Source organism: Profundibacter sp. (assembly GCF_965277155.1).
Lineage (GTDB): Bacteria > Pseudomonadota > Alphaproteobacteria > Rhodobacterales > Rhodobacteraceae > Profundibacter.
This window is the reverse complement of record NZ_CBDIBV010000013.1, coordinates 974,669-990,083: the sequence shown is the minus strand read 5'-3', so window position 1 is coordinate 990,083 and position 15,415 is coordinate 974,669. Positions and strand designations below refer to the sequence as shown.

Sequence of the window (15,415 nt, the reverse complement as noted above, 5' to 3'; positions counted from 1 at the left end):
GCCAGACCAAGGATGGACGCGCATTCAAAACCCAACCTTCCTTAGCCGCAACGCATTGCTGATCACCGATACCGATGAAAGGCTCATCGCCGCGGCCGCGATCATTGGTGACAGCAGGGTGCCTGTCAGCGGGTAAAGGATACCGGCCGCCACAGGCACACCAGCCGCATTATAGGCAAAGGCAAAGAACAGGTTCTGTTTGATATTGCGCAGCGTGGCCTTGGCCAGTTTGCGCGCCCGCACAATCCCCGACAGATCACCGCCCAGCAGGGTGATGCCGGCACTTTCAACCGCCACATCCGCACCGGTGCCCATGGCAATCCCCACATCTGCAGCCGCAAGGGCGGGGGCGTCGTTTACCCCGTCACCGGCCATGGCAATGGAATGGCCAGCCCTGCGCAACTCCTCGACCAGATCCTTTTTGTCTTCGGGCATCACCCCGGCGCGCACTTCGTCAATGCCCAGTTGGGATGCTACGGCCTGCGCTGTGCGTTCGTTATCGCCGGTGGCCATGATGATCCGCAAACCCACGCCATGCAGTGCCTTGATGGTGTCGGCGACATTGCCCTTGATCGGGTCGGCCACGGCCACAATGCCTGCAAGTTCGCTATCAACTGCCACATACATTGCGGTTTTACCCTCGGCGCGCAGGGTGTCGGCCTGTGCGTCGGCAGTTTCGGTTGTCAGGCCGATAGCGGCCATCATCGCCTTGTTGCCAAGGGCCACCTTGCGCTTGCCGATCACGCCTTGAACACCTTTGCCCGTGATCGCTTCAAAATCGGCAATTTTGCCAACCTCAAGCCCCTTGTCCTGTGCACCGGCCACGATGGCTTCGGCCAGGGGATGTTCCGACCCTTTTTCAAGCGCTGCGGCAAGGGACAGCAGTTCATCTTCTTTCACATCCCCCAGCGCCAGCGTATCGGTCAGCTTTGGCTTGCCTTCGGTCAGGGTGCCGGTTTTGTCGACAATCAGCGTATCCACACCGGCCATGCGTTCCAGTGCTTCGGCATCCTTGATCAACACGCCCGCCTGTGCCCCGCGGCCGGCGGCTGTGGTGATGGAGATGGGGGTCGCCAGACCCAAGGCACAGGGGCAGGCGATGATCAGCACCGAAACGGCCGAGGCCACGGCAAAGATCAGCGCAGGGTCGGGGCCGAAGAAAAACCAGACGACAAAGGCCGTGATCGCAATCAGCACCACCAGCGGTACAAAGATCGACGAAACCTTGTCCGCCATCCCCTGAATGGGCGCGCGTGACCGTTTGGCCCCGGCCACCATTTCCACGATCTGCGACAGCACCGTATCGGCCCCCACGCGGGCGGCTTTGATCACAAGCGAGCCGTTCTTGTTGATCGTGCCGCCTGTCACCGGATCATCCGGCCCTTTGGTAACCGGCAGGGATTCCCCCGTCAGCATGCTTTCGTCAATTGCGGTTGTGCCCTCGATCACCACACCGTCCACCGGCACCGCATCACCGGGGCGCACTCGCAGCAAATCACCTTCAAGGATATTTTCAAGCGGGGCATCGTATTCATCGCCATTTGACAGAATGCGCCGCGCGGTTTTGGGGGCCAGATCCAGCAAGGCCTTGATCGCGTCACCGGTCCGTTCGCGGGCGCGCAGCTCCAGCACCTGCCCGACAAAGATCAGGGTAACGATCACCACAGCGGCCTCGTAATAGGTGCCGACATTGCCACCTTCGCTATAGGCCTCGGGGAACACCCCGGGCAGGAAGGTTGCCACCAGGCTATAGATATAGGCCGCCGCCACCCCCAGCGAAATCAGCGTCCACATATTGGGGTTCATGGTGCGGATCGAATTCCAGCCACGCACAAAAAAGGGTTGGGCCGCCCACAGCACAATGGGGGTGGCAAGGATAAATTCCAGATAGACAGACGCCCTTTCGCCGATCCATTCGCGCACCGGCAGGCCAACCAGCGGCCCCATTGTCATAATCACCAATGGCACGGCAGCAGCAGCGCTGATCCACATACGGCGGGTGAAATCCTCAAGCTCCTCGTTCTTTTCCTCGCCGGTTGCTGTAATCGGCTCCAGTGCCATGCCGCAGATCGGGCAAGCGCCTGGGCCTTGTTGCACGATCTCGGGATGCATCGGGCAGGTGTAGTCAATTGTTTGGCTAACTTCGTCTTTCTTAAGTTGACTGTTGCCGGACGCATAGAAATACGGATCACCGGTAAATTTCCCATGACATTTGTCGCTACAAAAATGAAACGTCTGATCCTGCCAGAATTCCGTTGGCTTGCCCGCGTCCATCGCCACCTGCATACCGCAAACCGGATCAACGGCGACGTTGCCGTCAATTGGAATTTTCGATTTTCCATGGCTGTGGTTGTGATGATCATGGGGCGAAGAATTTGTATCCGGGTTATGCGCGTTTGACATTTTGTTCCCTCTTGGGTTGGCGTCTGTCCTTAACCTAATCCTTCTAGTAACTGGAAGGTCAAGGCCTGCGTGACATTTGTTGTGAAATCATGAATTATATAAATATTTCAGCCTATTATAGCATTCCTGGGTGTGTACATGGCGTAATGATATTAGGGGCCATCGCGGCTTTCATCAGAAAAGACATGAGGGCGTTTTCTCTTGCCTTGCCGTACCGCCCAAAGAATTGATGTACCGGTCATGATACCCAACCCCAAAGCAATCCAGGCAGCATTGCCGAGTTTCCCATTCGCCATCTCGCCCCCGAAATGCGCCAGCAAGAAACTGGCCGGAATGATCCCTGCGAGAGTTGCCAAAGCGAAACGCCAGAATGTCAAATTGCTTAGACCCGCCGCATAACTGACCAGATCAAACGAAACGAAAGGCATCAACCGGCTGGCAAAAACGGCCCACATCAGGACACCTTGCGATCCAAGGAGCTTTATTGGCGACAGCCTGTCTCCGAACCATCTGCGAATAGTGTTTCGTCCCAGTTTTCGGGCCAGTCCGAAGGCAATCAATGCACCTGCTTCGGCCCCGATAACGATATACACAGCCCCCAGATAGTGACCGTATGTTGCCCCCGCTGCCAGCGCGATCGGGGCGCTGGGAATGAGCTATGCCCAAAAGTTGGTGACGCAGTAATCAGGCGGCATGTTTTTCCTGCTTGATCCCGTCCTTAAATTCAACCCCTTCGATGATTTCCGGCAATCGGAATGCGCCGTCGAGTTTACGCCATTTCTTCTTTGCCGACATCATCAGGCGGAAGGTCATTGCCAAGGCGGTCTTGCGCCCGAGGCAGCCTTTGGTCTTCTTCGTTCGGTGCCGCACGGTGGCAAATATGCTTTCGATGGGGTTGGATGTGCGGATGTGTTTCCAGTGCTCGGCAGGGAAGTCGTAGAAGGTCAGCAGCACGTCCCGGTCCTTGGTCAGCTTCCCCACGGCACGCTCGTATTTCACGCCATAGGCTTCGATGAAGAAATTGAACGCGGCCTCGGCGTCCCGTTTGTTCTCGGCCATCCAGATGTCCTGTAGATGGCCCTTGGCTTTGGCTTGCAGCGACTTCGGCATGGCATTCAGGACGTTGCCGGTTTTATGCACCCAGCAGCGCTGCTCCCGGGTCTCACCGAACACCTCCCGCAAGGCGTTCCAGAAGCCGAGCGCGCCATCACCAACGGCCAGATCAGGGGCTTTTCTGAGGCCACGACGTTGCAAGTCCAGCAGCAGTTCACGCCAGCTCTGGCTGCTTTCTCGATACCCGTCCACGAGGCCCAGAACATCCTTGTTACCCCACTCGTCCGCGCCGATGATCACCAGCATGCATTGCTTGTCAGCATCCGTGCGCGGCTTGAAATAAACCCCGTCGGCCCAGAAATACACATAGCGTTTGGCCGACAGGTCACGCCGGTTCCAACGCTCGTATTCTGCCCACCACTCCGCCTTCAGGCGCGAAATCGTGCTCGATGTCAAACCACCCGCATCAGGCCCCAGAAGGGCCGCCAGTGCTTCGCCGAAATCACCCGTGGAAATACCTTTGAGATAGAGCCAGGGCAACAACTCCTCGACCGACTTTGCCCGGCGCAGATACGGCGGCAGAAGCGTCGAGGTGAACCTGATCTTCTCCGCCCCCGTGCCACGATCACGCACCCGAGGCACATTCACCGGGACAGGGCCGATCCCCGTCATCACCTCGCGCTCCGGCAGGTATCCGTGGCGAACAAGGCGCTGGCGACCGGCCGAATCCCTCAAATGCGCGTGTTGCGCCATCAGATCACAAACCTCGGCCTCGACCGCCTGTGCCAACAGATCCCGCGCGCCTTTGCGCAAGATATCCGTCAGCGGATCAGGTGAAATTCCGGCTGGATCGGTAAACTCCAAAATAGTATCGTCTTCCATGTGGCATATCCTTTTCTCTCTGAGAATCGCGGCGCGTCAACACCGCCATGATATGCCACCCAATCACCCCATCACCAACTTTCGGGCATTACTCGCTGGGAATTGGGCTGAAAACAACCGCCGCAAGCATCAGTGTAACGATCAGGACCGGTCCCCAAATGCCTGCCTGGTGGCTCATCAGGGCGATTTGGTCCCGGTTAACCCAGCTAAACAGATCCGCGATCCAACCCGGGAAAAACAGAACTGCCGCCGCAATACCTATTGCGGCGGCAATCAATAGCGCAAGGCGCCAGTGGCGCAGCGTGTCCATTTAGACTGCTTTAACGGCTTCAGCCAGCAGATCACGAACTTTGCCTGCAACCGATTTCAATTCGTCATTGTCGATCGCCTGCATCGAGGCCACCGGATTTATGGCACTTACCTCGATCCCGCCGTCCACCTGACGCAGGATCACATTGCAGGGCAACATTGCCCCGACCCGTGGTTCCACCCCGATGGCGTGATAGGCCATCTTCGGATTGCAAGCCCCGAGAATGCGGTAAGGATCCATATCCACATCGATCTTTTTCTTCATCGTTGCCTTGACGTCGATCTCGGTCAGAACGCCAAAGCCTTTTCCCGTCAAAGCAGCGCGGACGCGGGCCTCGACGGCGTCAATATCGGCGTCCTTGATCAAGCGGTTGATTGTATAAGTCATTGTCGGTTTCCTTTACCCGTCAGCTGCGAATGTATTTCAGCAGGGCGATGATCCCCAGAACAAAGACAGCGGCGACCAGCAGCATTCCAATGCCGCCCAGTCCCATGCCCCAGCCCATGCCATAACCCATGCCGGTTTCAAGTTGATTGCCCATCATTTCGATACTCCTTTGAATGTGAGGGTCAGGGTCGTGACCCTAGTTGTCCTGGTCTTGCATCATGGTGCCGTTACCAGCCCCCATGCCCATGCCGCCACCGGCACCCATTGCGGCCTGACGCTTTGCCATCATTTTTGCCATGCGGTCTGCGGGGGCAGCCATTTCATCGGCGGTCACCATGCCGTCGCCGTCACTGTCCAGCATCTGGAAGCGGTCGACCATTTTCTCACGGATTGCAGCACTGTGCAGGGCTTCGAATTCGCCAATTGAAAGGGTGCCATCGCCATTGGCATCGAATTCCTTCATCTTGGCGTCCAGACCGGCGCGCATTTCATCCGGCGATACGGTTCCGTCACCATCGGCATCCATGTCTTTCAAATAGCCCATGCCACCCATTTGGCCGCCACCCATCATTCCGCCGCCCATCATACCCTGACCGCCGCCCATCATCTGGCCGTGCATTTTCATCATCATTTTCATCATGCCCTGATGGCCTTGCTGGCCACCCATCATGCCGGATTTACCACCCATCATTCCGCCCTGATTTCCCATCATGGCACCTTGTTGGGTTTTGCCGGTTTGCTGACCATGGTCACTACCTGCAAACAGAGGTGTCGAGATCGCGGCCCCCATTGCAATTGCGGCGACAAGACCAAGAGAAAGAGCTGTATTGCGTTTCATGACATTACCTCGTGTGTTTCATGTTTCGATAACGGGAACCTCTAAAAATCCCCCAAAATCCGGCCTGACGGGGTAGAATCGTCATCAGGATGAAAATGATTCGACCGACGGGGTTTTGTCATGGGTCAGATGGGATTTTTTGATCTTTCCAGCCGATACGCGGGACTGGACAAATCTGGTGATCCGCTGGTGTTGCTCAACGACATGGTGCCGTTCGAGGATTACCGGGACGAGCTGAAGGCCATATGGCGCACGCCGCCCGAACAGCGCAAATCCAACGCTGGCCGCCCGCCTTGGGATGAGGTGCTGATATTCAAGACGATGGTTTTGCAGCAGCTCTACAACCTCTCTGACGATCAGATCGAGTATCAGATCCGCGACCGCCTGTCGTTCATGCGGTTTCTCGGCCTTGGCATTGAAGACAGCGTACCTGACGCCAAGACCATCTGGGCCTACCGTGAAAGGCTGGCCGGGGCCGGGAAGATGAAGGAGCTGTTTGACAAGTTCGATGCCTTTCTGCGCGAAAAGGGCTATCTGGCGATGGGCGGGCAGATTGTTGATGCGAGCATCGTTCCGGCGCCGCGCCAGCACAACAAAAGGGACGAGAACGAGAAAATCAAGGCGGGCGAAACGCCTGAAGAGTGGGAGGAAAAACCCCACAAGAAGCGCCAGAAGGACGTGGATGCGCGCTGGACGAAGAAGCACGGCAAGAGCTATTACGGCTACAAGAACCACATCAATGTCGACCGGCGGCACAAATTCATCCGCGCTTATGATGTCACCGATGCCGCCGTGCATGACAGCCAGGCGCTTGCCGGTCTGATTGATGCGAGCAACACCTCATCGGACCTGTGGGCCGACAGCGCCTATCGCTCGCAAAAGATCGAAAGCGAGCTGGAAGAGCGGGGGCTTCACAGCCATATCCATCACAAGGGCAGGCGCGGCAAGCCGCTTGGCGAGCGCCAGCAAAAGGCCAACCGGAGGCGCTCGAAAGTGCGGGTCCGGGTCGAGCATGTATTCGCTTTTCAGGAGCGCTCCATGGGCGGCAAGCTGATCCGCTCCATCGGCCTGAAGCGGGCGCGATTTCGCATCGGGATGATGAACCTGGTCTACAACATGAAGCGCTTCGTCCAGTTCGAATGCGGCCTGGCGGCGCCGGGATAAGGGTTCATGGGGTGAGGTGTGCCTGAAATACCCAAAACCGGCTTGAAACCGGTGAAAATGGGTTTATGATCCGAAGCAATCAGGCGGGACAGGCGAAAAACCGTCCACCCCGCCGCGAAGTCCACCCCGCCGCGAAGAAGGCGAAAACGGGAATTTACAGAGGTTCCCAATAATCTTTCAAATATTCGGTTGTGTCTCGAAAGTGGTGGAAATTGATTTCAGGCACCTCCGAGCGGGTTGAGTTATGCGCCGGTCAGGCGGCTTGGTCAAGGGTTGCGTCGGCGACGGGCTGAGCGAGCGTTTCCCAGCCATCGACCTTTCGCATGACGATCTGCCCCGAGGCCATCAGAGCCCAAAGCAGCATCGGCACGGTCTCGGCGCATGGCAGCACGGTCTGGGTCTTGATGCGGCGGCGGAATTCCTCGTTCAGGCGTTCGATCGCATTTGTCGTTCTGGCCGATTTCCACTGGCCTTGTGGCAGACGCGTGAAGGTGAAAAGCTTATCTCCTGCTTCTTCCAAGCTGTCAGCGACGGCCTTGCATTTCAGCCGCCATTTTCGCAGAAATGCCTTGCGGCGGGTGGCGATTTCCTCGGGTGTTTTGGCGTAGATCATGTCGCGGTAATCTTCTGTCAACTCATCATGCATACGCTTGGGTGCCTTGGCCAGAAGGTTGCGGTGCTTGTGCACCGTGCACCTCTGGATCGGCAGATCTTCACCCCAGAGGGCAATGAGAGCGACCTCAAGTCCCGGTGCCCCGTCCACGATGACAAATTCGGGCCGTTTCAACCCGCGCGCATCCAGATCGTTGATGAACTGACGCCAGGCGGAGGTGCTTTCGCCGCCCATGTTCATCAGTGATAACAAGACCTTCTGCCCATCCCGGCGCACGCCAATCGCGGCCAGAACCGAGATATTGGTGGCCTTCCTGTCAATCCGCGTTTTGATCACGGTGCCGTCCAGGATCAGCCGCACGATGTCTTCATCCGCAAGGCTGCGGGCGCACCACGCCTGCCAGTCCACCTTCACCTTGCGCCAGGCGCGGCTCACCACATCCTTGCTGACCGCCCCCTGAAACAGGCCGAACAGGGCGCGTTTTACCCGCCGTGTGTTGGTGCCCGAAAGGTAGACAGCAGCGATCAGCGCCTCGGCCTTCTTCGTCAGCCGCTGGTAGCGGGGCAATGCCTTCGAGCGCCATTCTCTGGCCTTGCCGGCCTCGCCTGTGATCCGCGCACGCGGCACGCGCACCGTTTCGGTTCCAAATGTTCCGACCAGTTGCCGCTCGCGATGCCCGTGGCGGTATCCGGCCTTTGCCCCGCCGCTGCGGCCATACCGGCAACGGCCCAGAAACTGCTCCAGCTCCTCTTCGAAAACCGCCTCGATCGTCGCGCGGATGTTCTGGCGCAGCCGGTCTTCAATCGGGTCATAGCCTGCTTCATTGGCCAGTAGCGCGGATGTCGATGTTGCTGTATTCTTTGTCATGGCGTGATCTCCTTGGCGGTTCCAGCCGCCGGTTGGGTGGCTTCGATGCACCCGGAGATTACGCCGTCCTCGAATTTCCACCAAACTCGCGACACTACCATAGCCACCACTGCGGGCTAAAACAAAAGACCGTTACAACAGTAAATTCGCAGGGAACGCAAAAAATGAGATTTTTCAGAGTATTCGCAATCGCAACCTTTCTGACCGCCCTTTTGGGCCTGCCCGCCACTGCGCAATCGGCGCTAAACGACATCCTGTCGTCCGGCACACTCAAGGTCGGCACCACCGGTGACTGGAACCCGATGTCGGTGCGCGATCCGGCAACCAACAGCTACAAGGGCTATGATATCGACATCATGACCGAACTGGCCAAGGATCTGGGCGTGGAACTGGAACTGGTCCCGACCGACTGGAAAACGCTGGTTAACGGCGTGGTGGCTGGGAATTACCACATCACCGGCTCTGCCTCGATCAGTCCGGCGCGGATGAAGGCGGCAGGATTTTCCGAAAGCTATCTGTCGGTGCAGATTTTCCCGTTCACCACTGACGACAAACTGGGCCGTTTCGATGGCTGGGACACCATAAACGACCCCGGCGTGGTGGTGGCAACAACCCTTGGCACCACCTTTGAAAAACTGGTCAAGGACTGGTTCCCCGACGCACAAATCAAAGTGGTCGAGGCCCCCGCCCGTGGCTATCAAGAGGTTCTGGCCGGACGTGCCGATGTGTTCATCACCTCGAACATCGAAGGGGCGACCCTGATTGCCAAATTCCCCAATGTGCACCAGATCGCGGTCAAGCAGGCCAAATCGCCCACCCCGATCGCGATGATCCTGCCGCAGGATGATCAGGTCTGGATCAATTATGTGAACAACTGGATCAAGCTAAAGCAGGCCAAGGGCTTCTTTGCCCAAACCGCCGAAAAATGGGGCCTTTAAAGCGCTTTGCGTTTGATCTGAACCGGCAGGCCCACCGAACGCCATTGCTCTGGCAATCGCTGCCTCGGTGGTCCTGCCGGTGCTTGTTTCAAATGAAACGCAAAGCGCTGTAGGCCAAATCCGGCCAAATGATGCGGCCTGACCAATTGGCCGCATCATTTCCCTCTTGATCATTTGGTAAAACTTGCAAATACCCCCCTGAACGTGAGACCTTGCAAGGTGATCAAGGAGCCAGACAGTTGCAAAGCAAAACACAGCCCGTTTCCACCCCCGTAAAAACCGCCGGTCTGCCGCAGGTGCATGAACCGCGCAATTCCGGAATGGAACTGGATATGGACTGGGTGATGGGGGCGCAGGCCAACACATCCGCCATTGAACGCCGCGTTAAATCGCTGCCCGGTCGCCGGTCGGTGAAAAAGGATTATCAGGCAGCGTGGATGCTGAAAGCAATCACCATGATTGACCTGACCACCCTGTCGGGCGACGACACACCGGGCCGCGTGCGCCGCCTGTGCGCCAAGGCCCGCCACCCCGTGCGCGCCGATATATTGGAAGCATTGGGGGTTGAAGGCATCACCACCGGCGCGGTTTGCGTCTATCACGAGATGGTCGAAACCGCCGTGGCCGCGCTGGAAGGCACCGGTATTCCCGTGGCGGCTGTTTCCACCGGTTTTCCTGCCGGTCTGTCCCCCTACCACCTGCGCGTCGCCGAGATCGGCGAGAGCGTGAAGGCAGGGGCCTCGGAAATCGACATCGTGATATCGCGGCGCCATGTGCTGACCGGCAACTGGCAGGCCCTTTATAATGAAATGCGCGAATTCCGCGCCGCTTGTGGCGATGCCCATGTCAAGGCGATCCTTGCCACCGGCGAATTGGGCAGTCTGCGCAATGTGGCCCGCGCGTCATTGGTGTGCATGATGGCCGGTGCCGATTTCATCAAAACCTCGACCGGTAAGGAAGCTGTCAACGCCACCCTGCCCGTTTCACTGGTGATGATGCGTGCCATTCGCGACTACCACACCCGCACGGGATTCCGCGTTGGCTATAAACCGGCGGGCGGGATCTCCAAGGCCAAGGATGCGGTCACCTATCTGACCCTGCTCAAGGACGAATTGGGCGACCGCTGGCTTTCGCCCGATATGTTCCGTTTCGGTGCTTCGTCCCTGCTGGGCGATCTGGAACGCCAGCTGGAACACCATGTGACCGGCAACTACTCTGCCTCTTACCGCCACGCGATTGGATAGGGCAGTATGAACATGGTTTCACCAAACCCCCGCCATTTTGAAAAAATGGCAGCGCCCGACCTCCCCATGGAGGGCGCTTTTGCAAGGGTCGTTTCATCGGCCAAGGCCGCAATTTGCATCCAGGGCCGGAACCCCATCCCATGTGGCACCATGCGCCCCCAGGTCGGGCGCTGCCATTTCTCCAAATCGCCGCTTTTCACAGAGGTCTGACATGACTGTAAAAGATATCTTCGAGACCATGGACTATGGCCCCGCCCCCGAAAGCACATCCGAAGCGATGGCGTGGATTGCCAAGCATGACGGCAAATTCGGCCTGTTCATCAACGGCGAATTCACCCCGCATCACGACGGCTTTGAATCCCGCAATCCAGCCACCGGCGAAATTCTGGCGCTGGTCACACAGGCCAGTGGCGATGATGTGGATGCCGCCGTTACCGCCGCCACAAAGGCACAAAAGAAATGGGCGCGCACATCGGGCCATGAACGGGCCAAGGTGCTATACGCCATCGCCCGTCTGCTGCAAAAACACAGCCGGTTGTTTGCGGTGCTGGAAACAATGGACAATGGCAAACCGATCCGCGAAAGCCGCGACATCGTCATCCCGCTGGTGCAGCGGCATTTCTATTACCACGCGGGCATGGCGCAACTGATGGAGTCCGAACTGCCCGACGCCGAGCCGCTGGGCGTTTGCGGCCAGATCATCCCGTGGAACTTCCCGCTGTTGATGCTGGCGTGGAAAATCGCCCCTGCGATTTCCACCGGTAACACCTGTGTGCTGAAACCGGCGGAATATACCTCGCTAACCGCGCTGCTGTTTGCGGAAATCTGCGTTCAGGCGGGGCTGCCAAAGGGCGTTGTCAACATCGTCACCGGCAATGGCGCGGTGGGTGAAATGATCGTCACCCACGAAGACATTGACAAAATCGCCTTTACCGGCTCGACCGCAGTTGGCCGCCGCATCCGCGAAGCCACCGCCGGGTCCGGCAAGGCGCTGACGCTGGAACTGGGCGGCAAATCCCCCTACATCGTGTTTGAAGACGCCGATATCGACAGCGCGGTTGAAGGGCTGGTTGATGCGATCTGGTTCAATCAGGGGCAGGTCTGCTGTGCCGGCTCGCGCCTGCTGGTGCAGGAAGGCATTGCCGAAGAATTCTACGCCAAGCTAAAGGCGCGCATGGATGGTTTGCGCATGGGCGACCCATTGGACAAATGCATCGACATCGGCGCGCTGGTGGACCCAGTGCAGCACGCCACCGTCACCGATATGGTGGCTAAAGGCGGGCATGAGGGCGAGGTTTACCACGCCAAATGCAAGCTGCCCAATCAGGGCTGCTATTACCCGCCAACCCTGATCACCGGCCTGCATTCCGCTGCCTTTCTGATGCAGGAAGAAATCTTTGGCCCCGTGCTGGTCTCGACCACCTTCCGCACCCCGGCCGAGGCCGTGCTACTGGCCAACAACACCCGCTATGGTCTGGCCGCGAGCGTCTGGAGCGAGAATGTGAACCTTGCGCTGGACATTGCGCCCAAACTGGTTGCGGGCATCGTCTGGGTCAACGCGACCAACCTGTTTGACGCGGCGGCCGGTTTTGGCGGTGTGCGCGAAAGCGGCTTTGGGCGCGAAGGCGGCTGGGAAGGGCTATCGGCCTATACCAGACCGAAAACCGCCAGCAAACCGCTGCATCCCGTCGCACCGGTATCTGCCCCCAAGGACGCACAGATCGCCGAACTGGACCGCACCGCCAAGATGTATATCGGCGGCAAACAGGCACGACCCGACAGCGGCTATTCCACCGCCATCTGGTCGCCCAAAGGCAAGCTGCTGGGCCATGTCGGTCAAGGATCGCGCAAGGATGTGCGCAACGCGGTCGAGGCTGCCCACGCTGCCAAAGGCTGGGCCAAAACCACTGGTCATTTGCGGGCGCAGATCCTGTATTACATTGCAGAAAACCTGTCGGCACGGGGCGACGAATTTGCCCATCGTTTGAACGAGATGAGCGGCAAAACCGGCGGGCGAAAAGAGGTGGATGCAAGTCTGTCCCGCCTGTTCACGTATGCCGCCTGGGCCGATAAATACGACGGTCAGGCGCATGGCGTCCCCATTCGCGGCATCGCGCTGGCGATGAAAGAACCCGTTGGCGTGATCGGCGCGCTCTGCCCTGATGAAGCCCCCTTGCTGGGCCTGATTTCCGTCATGACCCCCGCAATCGCAATGGGCAACACCTGTGTGCTTGCGGCAAGTCAGGCCGCGCCTCTGGCAGCGACCGATTTCTATCAGGTACTGGACACCTCGGACGTGCCGGCAGGCGTGGTCAACATCCTGACCGGCGATCACGCCGATCTGGCAGGGCCGTTGGCGGGGCATCTGGACGTGGATGCGGTCTGGAGCTTTTCCTCGACCGACTTGTCGGCGCAGATCGAACATGCCTCGGCTGGCAACCTGAAACGCACATGGGTCAACAATGCGCGTGCGCGCGACTGGTTTGGCAAGGCCGGTGAAGGGCGCGAATTCCTGCAACAGGCGACCGAAGTCAAAAACATCTGGGTTCCATACGGCGAATGATCACCCGCAGCTTTCAAAAAGGCGACGCCCACTCGACCGCCATCTATTCGGATTGCGAGAAATACCGCTATTCCCTGACCCGCATTTGGGAACCAAAGGGGAAGAAGGCGTTCTTTGTCATGCTCAACCCCTCGACCGCGACCGAGGTGCAGAACGATCCCACTGTCGAGCGTTGCGAACGCCGTGCCCGCACGCTGGGCTTCGGGGCGTTTCGCGTGGCCAATATTTTCGCATGGCGCGACACCGACCCGCGCAAGATGCGCAAGGCACCCGATCCCGTTGGCCCCGCCAATGACGCGGCTATCCTTGAGGGGTGTGAGTGGGCCGATCAGATCATCTGCGCATGGGGCACCCACGGCGAACATTTGAAACGCGGCCCGCAGGTCGAAACCCTGATGCGTGGCACCGGCCTGCCGCTCTATCACCTTGGGCTGTCCAAAGCGGGCCACCCCAAACACCCGCTTTATATCGCCTATGCGGTGCAACCTGTGCTATGGGACGGGTAACGACAGTAAAATCGCAAGGTAATTGATGCCCGACAGTATTCCGGAAGATGACAAAACCCCCGACCTTCAGACCGAAATTGCGGAGCTGAAACAGGAACTGCACCGCCTGAACACCCACCGTTTCGTGCGCATCCACAATTCCGCATGGCGGCTGGTGCAGTTCCAGTTCATCCGCGGGCTGGCCTTCGGCCTTGGCTCGGTGATCGGGGCGACGTTCCTTGTCTATCTGCTGGTTTATTCGCTATCCAACATCGACTTTATCCCGATTGTCGGCGAATGGGCCAAAGAGATCGCGGATATGATCAAGGCGAAGTAGAGGCATGTATTTTCTACTTATCCGGGCATGAAATAATCTGGTCAACCACCTCGCCGCCTTTGTTGATTCTGATGCTACACTCATGCTCATATTTGGCTTTATAATCCGCCCAAGAAAGAACAATGCAGTCACCACAAATGTTTGGCGGGTAATCACCTGTCAGCCCAATCGTGCGTTCAGCAATAGAAGATTTAGCGCCTGGAACCCTTAAAGGGGCATACAAAATGGCTGTATTCCGTATGCGCTCGATACGATCTCGGGGGTTTATTTCCAACCGAACCATCCTCCAAACATATGGTTGATCTGGAACAGGTGTCTCAGTGCGGTCAATGGCAATAACCCTTAAGTTTTCGGCTACAACATCCGCAATCCACACATCCTGTGTAAGTGGTCTACCCGATATATATTCCTTTGCATGGGCCATATAATAGAGAGGGGGCTGACCCAGATAACCTAAAAAGAGGTTATGATGGGAAGCATGAGAAAGAGTCGCCTGAGCCACTACAAGCAAGACCGTCTTACGGAGCATTTTGTTTCGGGATCGACAGCACGAACAGCAGCCAGTTTGTGTGGTGTAAACCGCAAGACCGCAGCGTTTTATTTTCTACGCCTGCGCGAGATAATCGCCTATGAGCTGGAGGCGGAAAGCCAAGCTATGTTCGGCGGAGAAATAGAAGTGGACGAAAGCTACTTTGGCGGCAAACGCAAAGGTAAACGCGGGCGTGGTGCGGCAGGTAAAATTCCCGTTTTTGGTATATTAAAAAGGGGTGGGAAGGTTTACACCAAGATCATCCCGGACGCCAAATCCGCCACTCTGATCCCGATCATAGAGCGCAAAGTCGTGCCGGATTCCATCGTCTATTCCGATTGTTGGCGCGGTTATAATGTGCTGGATGTGTCAGACTTCCACCACTTTCGCATCAACCATTCCAAGCTCTTTGCAGACCGTCACAACCACATCAATGGCATCGAGAATTTCTGGAACCAAGCCAAGCGCCACATGCGCCGATTTAACGGTGTCCCCAAGGCCCAATTTGGGCTATATTTGAAGGAATGCGAGTGGCGTTTCAACAACAGTGACCCTTCAGCTCAGTTATTGCAGCTAAGACAATGGGTTAAGCGTTACTTGAAGTAGTTATCTGGGTCAACCCCTTTTTTACATTACAATCACGCGTCTTTCTTTTCAATTCAACTGTAAACTGCGAATCGCTGGCTGGACCTGCCTCTATTCCAGCCAAAAAAGGCCACCAATGGCTAATATGTCTCACATAAGGGGCAAATCTTGTCACATTAATTGCAATTGGTTGCGCTAACTGTGCCAAACCGCCCTG

The 15,415-nt window shown here is 57.5% G+C and carries 15 protein-coding genes; 7 read left to right on the top strand and 8 right to left on the bottom strand.

All coding sequences use genetic code 11. The features are described from left to right. Window positions 1-24: 24 nt before the first annotated feature. From ACQY4M_RS20215 to ACQY4M_RS20185, 7 genes are all read right to left on the bottom strand, one after another. Window positions 25-2,403, bottom strand: a complete 2,379-nt coding sequence (locus ACQY4M_RS20215) for a heavy metal translocating P-type ATPase (RefSeq protein ID WP_428547920.1) — start codon at window positions 2,401-2,403, stop codon at window positions 25-27. A gap of 152 nt (window positions 2,404-2,555) precedes the next feature. Next, complete coding sequence (locus ACQY4M_RS20210; protein WP_428548323.1) at window positions 2,556-3,056, bottom strand: TVP38/TMEM64 family protein; 501 nt, start codon at window positions 3,054-3,056, stop codon at window positions 2,556-2,558. 31 nt (window positions 3,057-3,087) lie between these two features. Beyond that, window positions 3,088-4,338, bottom strand: coding sequence for an IS256 family transposase (locus tag ACQY4M_RS20205; RefSeq protein WP_428539230.1), 1,251 nt, complete (start codon window positions 4,336-4,338; stop codon window positions 3,088-3,090). 88 nt (window positions 4,339-4,426) lie between these two features. Then, on the bottom strand, window positions 4,427-4,648 hold the full coding sequence (locus ACQY4M_RS20200) for a hypothetical protein (RefSeq protein WP_428547917.1): 222 nt from the start codon (window positions 4,646-4,648) through the stop codon (window positions 4,427-4,429). Further along, on the bottom strand, window positions 4,649-5,035 hold the full coding sequence (locus ACQY4M_RS20195; RefSeq protein ID WP_428547914.1) for a DUF302 domain-containing protein: 387 nt from the start codon (window positions 5,033-5,035) through the stop codon (window positions 4,649-4,651). Window positions 5,036-5,054: 19 nt separating this feature from the next. Then, a complete protein-coding gene (locus ACQY4M_RS20190; RefSeq protein ID WP_428547911.1) occupies window positions 5,055-5,192 on the bottom strand; it encodes a hypothetical protein in 138 nt (45 codons plus the stop codon). A 39-nt stretch (window positions 5,193-5,231) separates the two neighbouring features. Then, window positions 5,232-5,873: an EF-hand domain-containing protein gene (locus ACQY4M_RS20185; RefSeq protein ID WP_428547908.1), complete on the bottom strand. Its 642-nt coding sequence runs from the start codon at window positions 5,871-5,873 to the stop codon at window positions 5,232-5,234. 120 nt (window positions 5,874-5,993) lie between these two features. Here ACQY4M_RS20185 and ACQY4M_RS20180 point away from each other — a divergent pair, with 120 nt between their 5' ends. Then, on the top strand, window positions 5,994-7,037 hold the full coding sequence (locus ACQY4M_RS20180) for an IS5 family transposase (protein ID WP_428539227.1): 1,044 nt from the start codon (window positions 5,994-5,996) through the stop codon (window positions 7,035-7,037). A 253-nt stretch (window positions 7,038-7,290) separates the two neighbouring features. Here ACQY4M_RS20180 and ACQY4M_RS20175 read toward each other — a convergent pair whose 3' ends face one another. After that, window positions 7,291-8,517, bottom strand: coding sequence for an IS256 family transposase (locus tag ACQY4M_RS20175; protein ID WP_428539582.1), 1,227 nt, complete (start codon window positions 8,515-8,517; stop codon window positions 7,291-7,293). Between the two features lie 164 nt (window positions 8,518-8,681). On the opposite strand from ACQY4M_RS20175, the gene ACQY4M_RS20170 reads away from it, so the two are divergent. The 6 genes from ACQY4M_RS20170 (at window position 8,682) to ACQY4M_RS20145 (ending at window position 15,219) form a co-directional block, all read left to right on the top strand. Further along, complete coding sequence (locus ACQY4M_RS20170; RefSeq protein ID WP_428547905.1) at window positions 8,682-9,455, top strand: transporter substrate-binding domain-containing protein; 774 nt, start codon at window positions 8,682-8,684, stop codon at window positions 9,453-9,455. A 239-nt stretch (window positions 9,456-9,694) separates the two neighbouring features. After that, window positions 9,695-10,699 carry a deoxyribose-phosphate aldolase gene (deoC, locus tag ACQY4M_RS20165; protein WP_428547902.1) on the top strand — a complete coding sequence of 335 codons (1,005 nt, stop codon included), beginning with the start codon at window positions 9,695-9,697 and terminating at the stop codon, window positions 10,697-10,699. 211 nt (window positions 10,700-10,910) lie between these two features. Continuing rightward, the gene (locus tag ACQY4M_RS20160; protein ID WP_428547899.1) at window positions 10,911-13,262 is read left to right on the top strand and encodes an aldehyde dehydrogenase family protein; all 2,352 of its coding nucleotides are present in this window, start codon (window positions 10,911-10,913) and stop codon (window positions 13,260-13,262) included. Then, complete coding sequence (locus tag ACQY4M_RS20155; RefSeq protein ID WP_428547896.1) at window positions 13,259-13,768, top strand: DUF1643 domain-containing protein; 510 nt, start codon at window positions 13,259-13,261, stop codon at window positions 13,766-13,768. The genes ACQY4M_RS20160 and ACQY4M_RS20155 overlap by 4 nt, the downstream gene beginning before the upstream one ends. Before the next feature lie 25 nt (window positions 13,769-13,793). After that, complete coding sequence (locus ACQY4M_RS20150; RefSeq protein ID WP_428547893.1) at window positions 13,794-14,084, top strand: DUF5665 domain-containing protein; 291 nt, start codon at window positions 13,794-13,796, stop codon at window positions 14,082-14,084. A gap of 478 nt (window positions 14,085-14,562) precedes the next feature. Then, window positions 14,563-15,219 carry an IS1595 family transposase gene (locus ACQY4M_RS20145; protein WP_428539609.1) on the top strand — a complete coding sequence of 219 codons (657 nt, stop codon included), beginning with the start codon at window positions 14,563-14,565 and terminating at the stop codon, window positions 15,217-15,219. Window positions 15,220-15,415: the final 196 nt, after the last annotated feature.

Bases quoted from the DNA above. Each gene is read 5' to 3' on its own strand.
- ACQY4M_RS20190 (WP_428547911.1), bottom strand. From the start codon at position 5,192: ATGATGGGCAATCAACTTGAAACCGGCATGGGTTATGGCATGGGCTGG.
- ACQY4M_RS20185 (WP_428547908.1), bottom strand. From the start codon at position 5,873: ATGAAACGCAATACAGCTCTTTCTCTTGGTCTTGTCGCCGCAATTGCA.
- ACQY4M_RS20145 (WP_428539609.1), top strand. From the start codon at position 14,563: ATGAGAAAGAGTCGCCTGAGCCACTACAAGCAAGACCGTCTTACGGAG.
- ACQY4M_RS20215 (WP_428547920.1), bottom strand. From the start codon at position 2,403: ATGTCAAACGCGCATAACCCGGATACAAATTCTTCGCCCCATGATCAT.
- ACQY4M_RS20180 (WP_428539227.1), top strand. From the start codon at position 5,994: ATGGGTCAGATGGGATTTTTTGATCTTTCCAGCCGATACGCGGGACTG.
- ACQY4M_RS20175 (WP_428539582.1), bottom strand. From the start codon at position 8,517: ATGACAAAGAATACAGCAACATCGACATCCGCGCTACTGGCCAATGAA.
- ACQY4M_RS20195 (WP_428547914.1), bottom strand. From the start codon at position 5,035: ATGACTTATACAATCAACCGCTTGATCAAGGACGCCGATATTGACGCC.
- ACQY4M_RS20160 (WP_428547899.1), top strand. From the start codon at position 10,911: ATGACTGTAAAAGATATCTTCGAGACCATGGACTATGGCCCCGCCCCC.
- ACQY4M_RS20150 (WP_428547893.1), top strand. From the start codon at position 13,794: ATGCCCGACAGTATTCCGGAAGATGACAAAACCCCCGACCTTCAGACC.
- ACQY4M_RS20170 (WP_428547905.1), top strand. From the start codon at position 8,682: ATGAGATTTTTCAGAGTATTCGCAATCGCAACCTTTCTGACCGCCCTT.
- ACQY4M_RS20205 (WP_428539230.1), bottom strand. From the start codon at position 4,338: ATGGAAGACGATACTATTTTGGAGTTTACCGATCCAGCCGGAATTTCA.
- ACQY4M_RS20200 (WP_428547917.1), bottom strand. From the start codon at position 4,648: ATGGACACGCTGCGCCACTGGCGCCTTGCGCTATTGATTGCCGCCGCA.
- ACQY4M_RS20155 (WP_428547896.1), top strand. From the start codon at position 13,259: ATGATCACCCGCAGCTTTCAAAAAGGCGACGCCCACTCGACCGCCATC.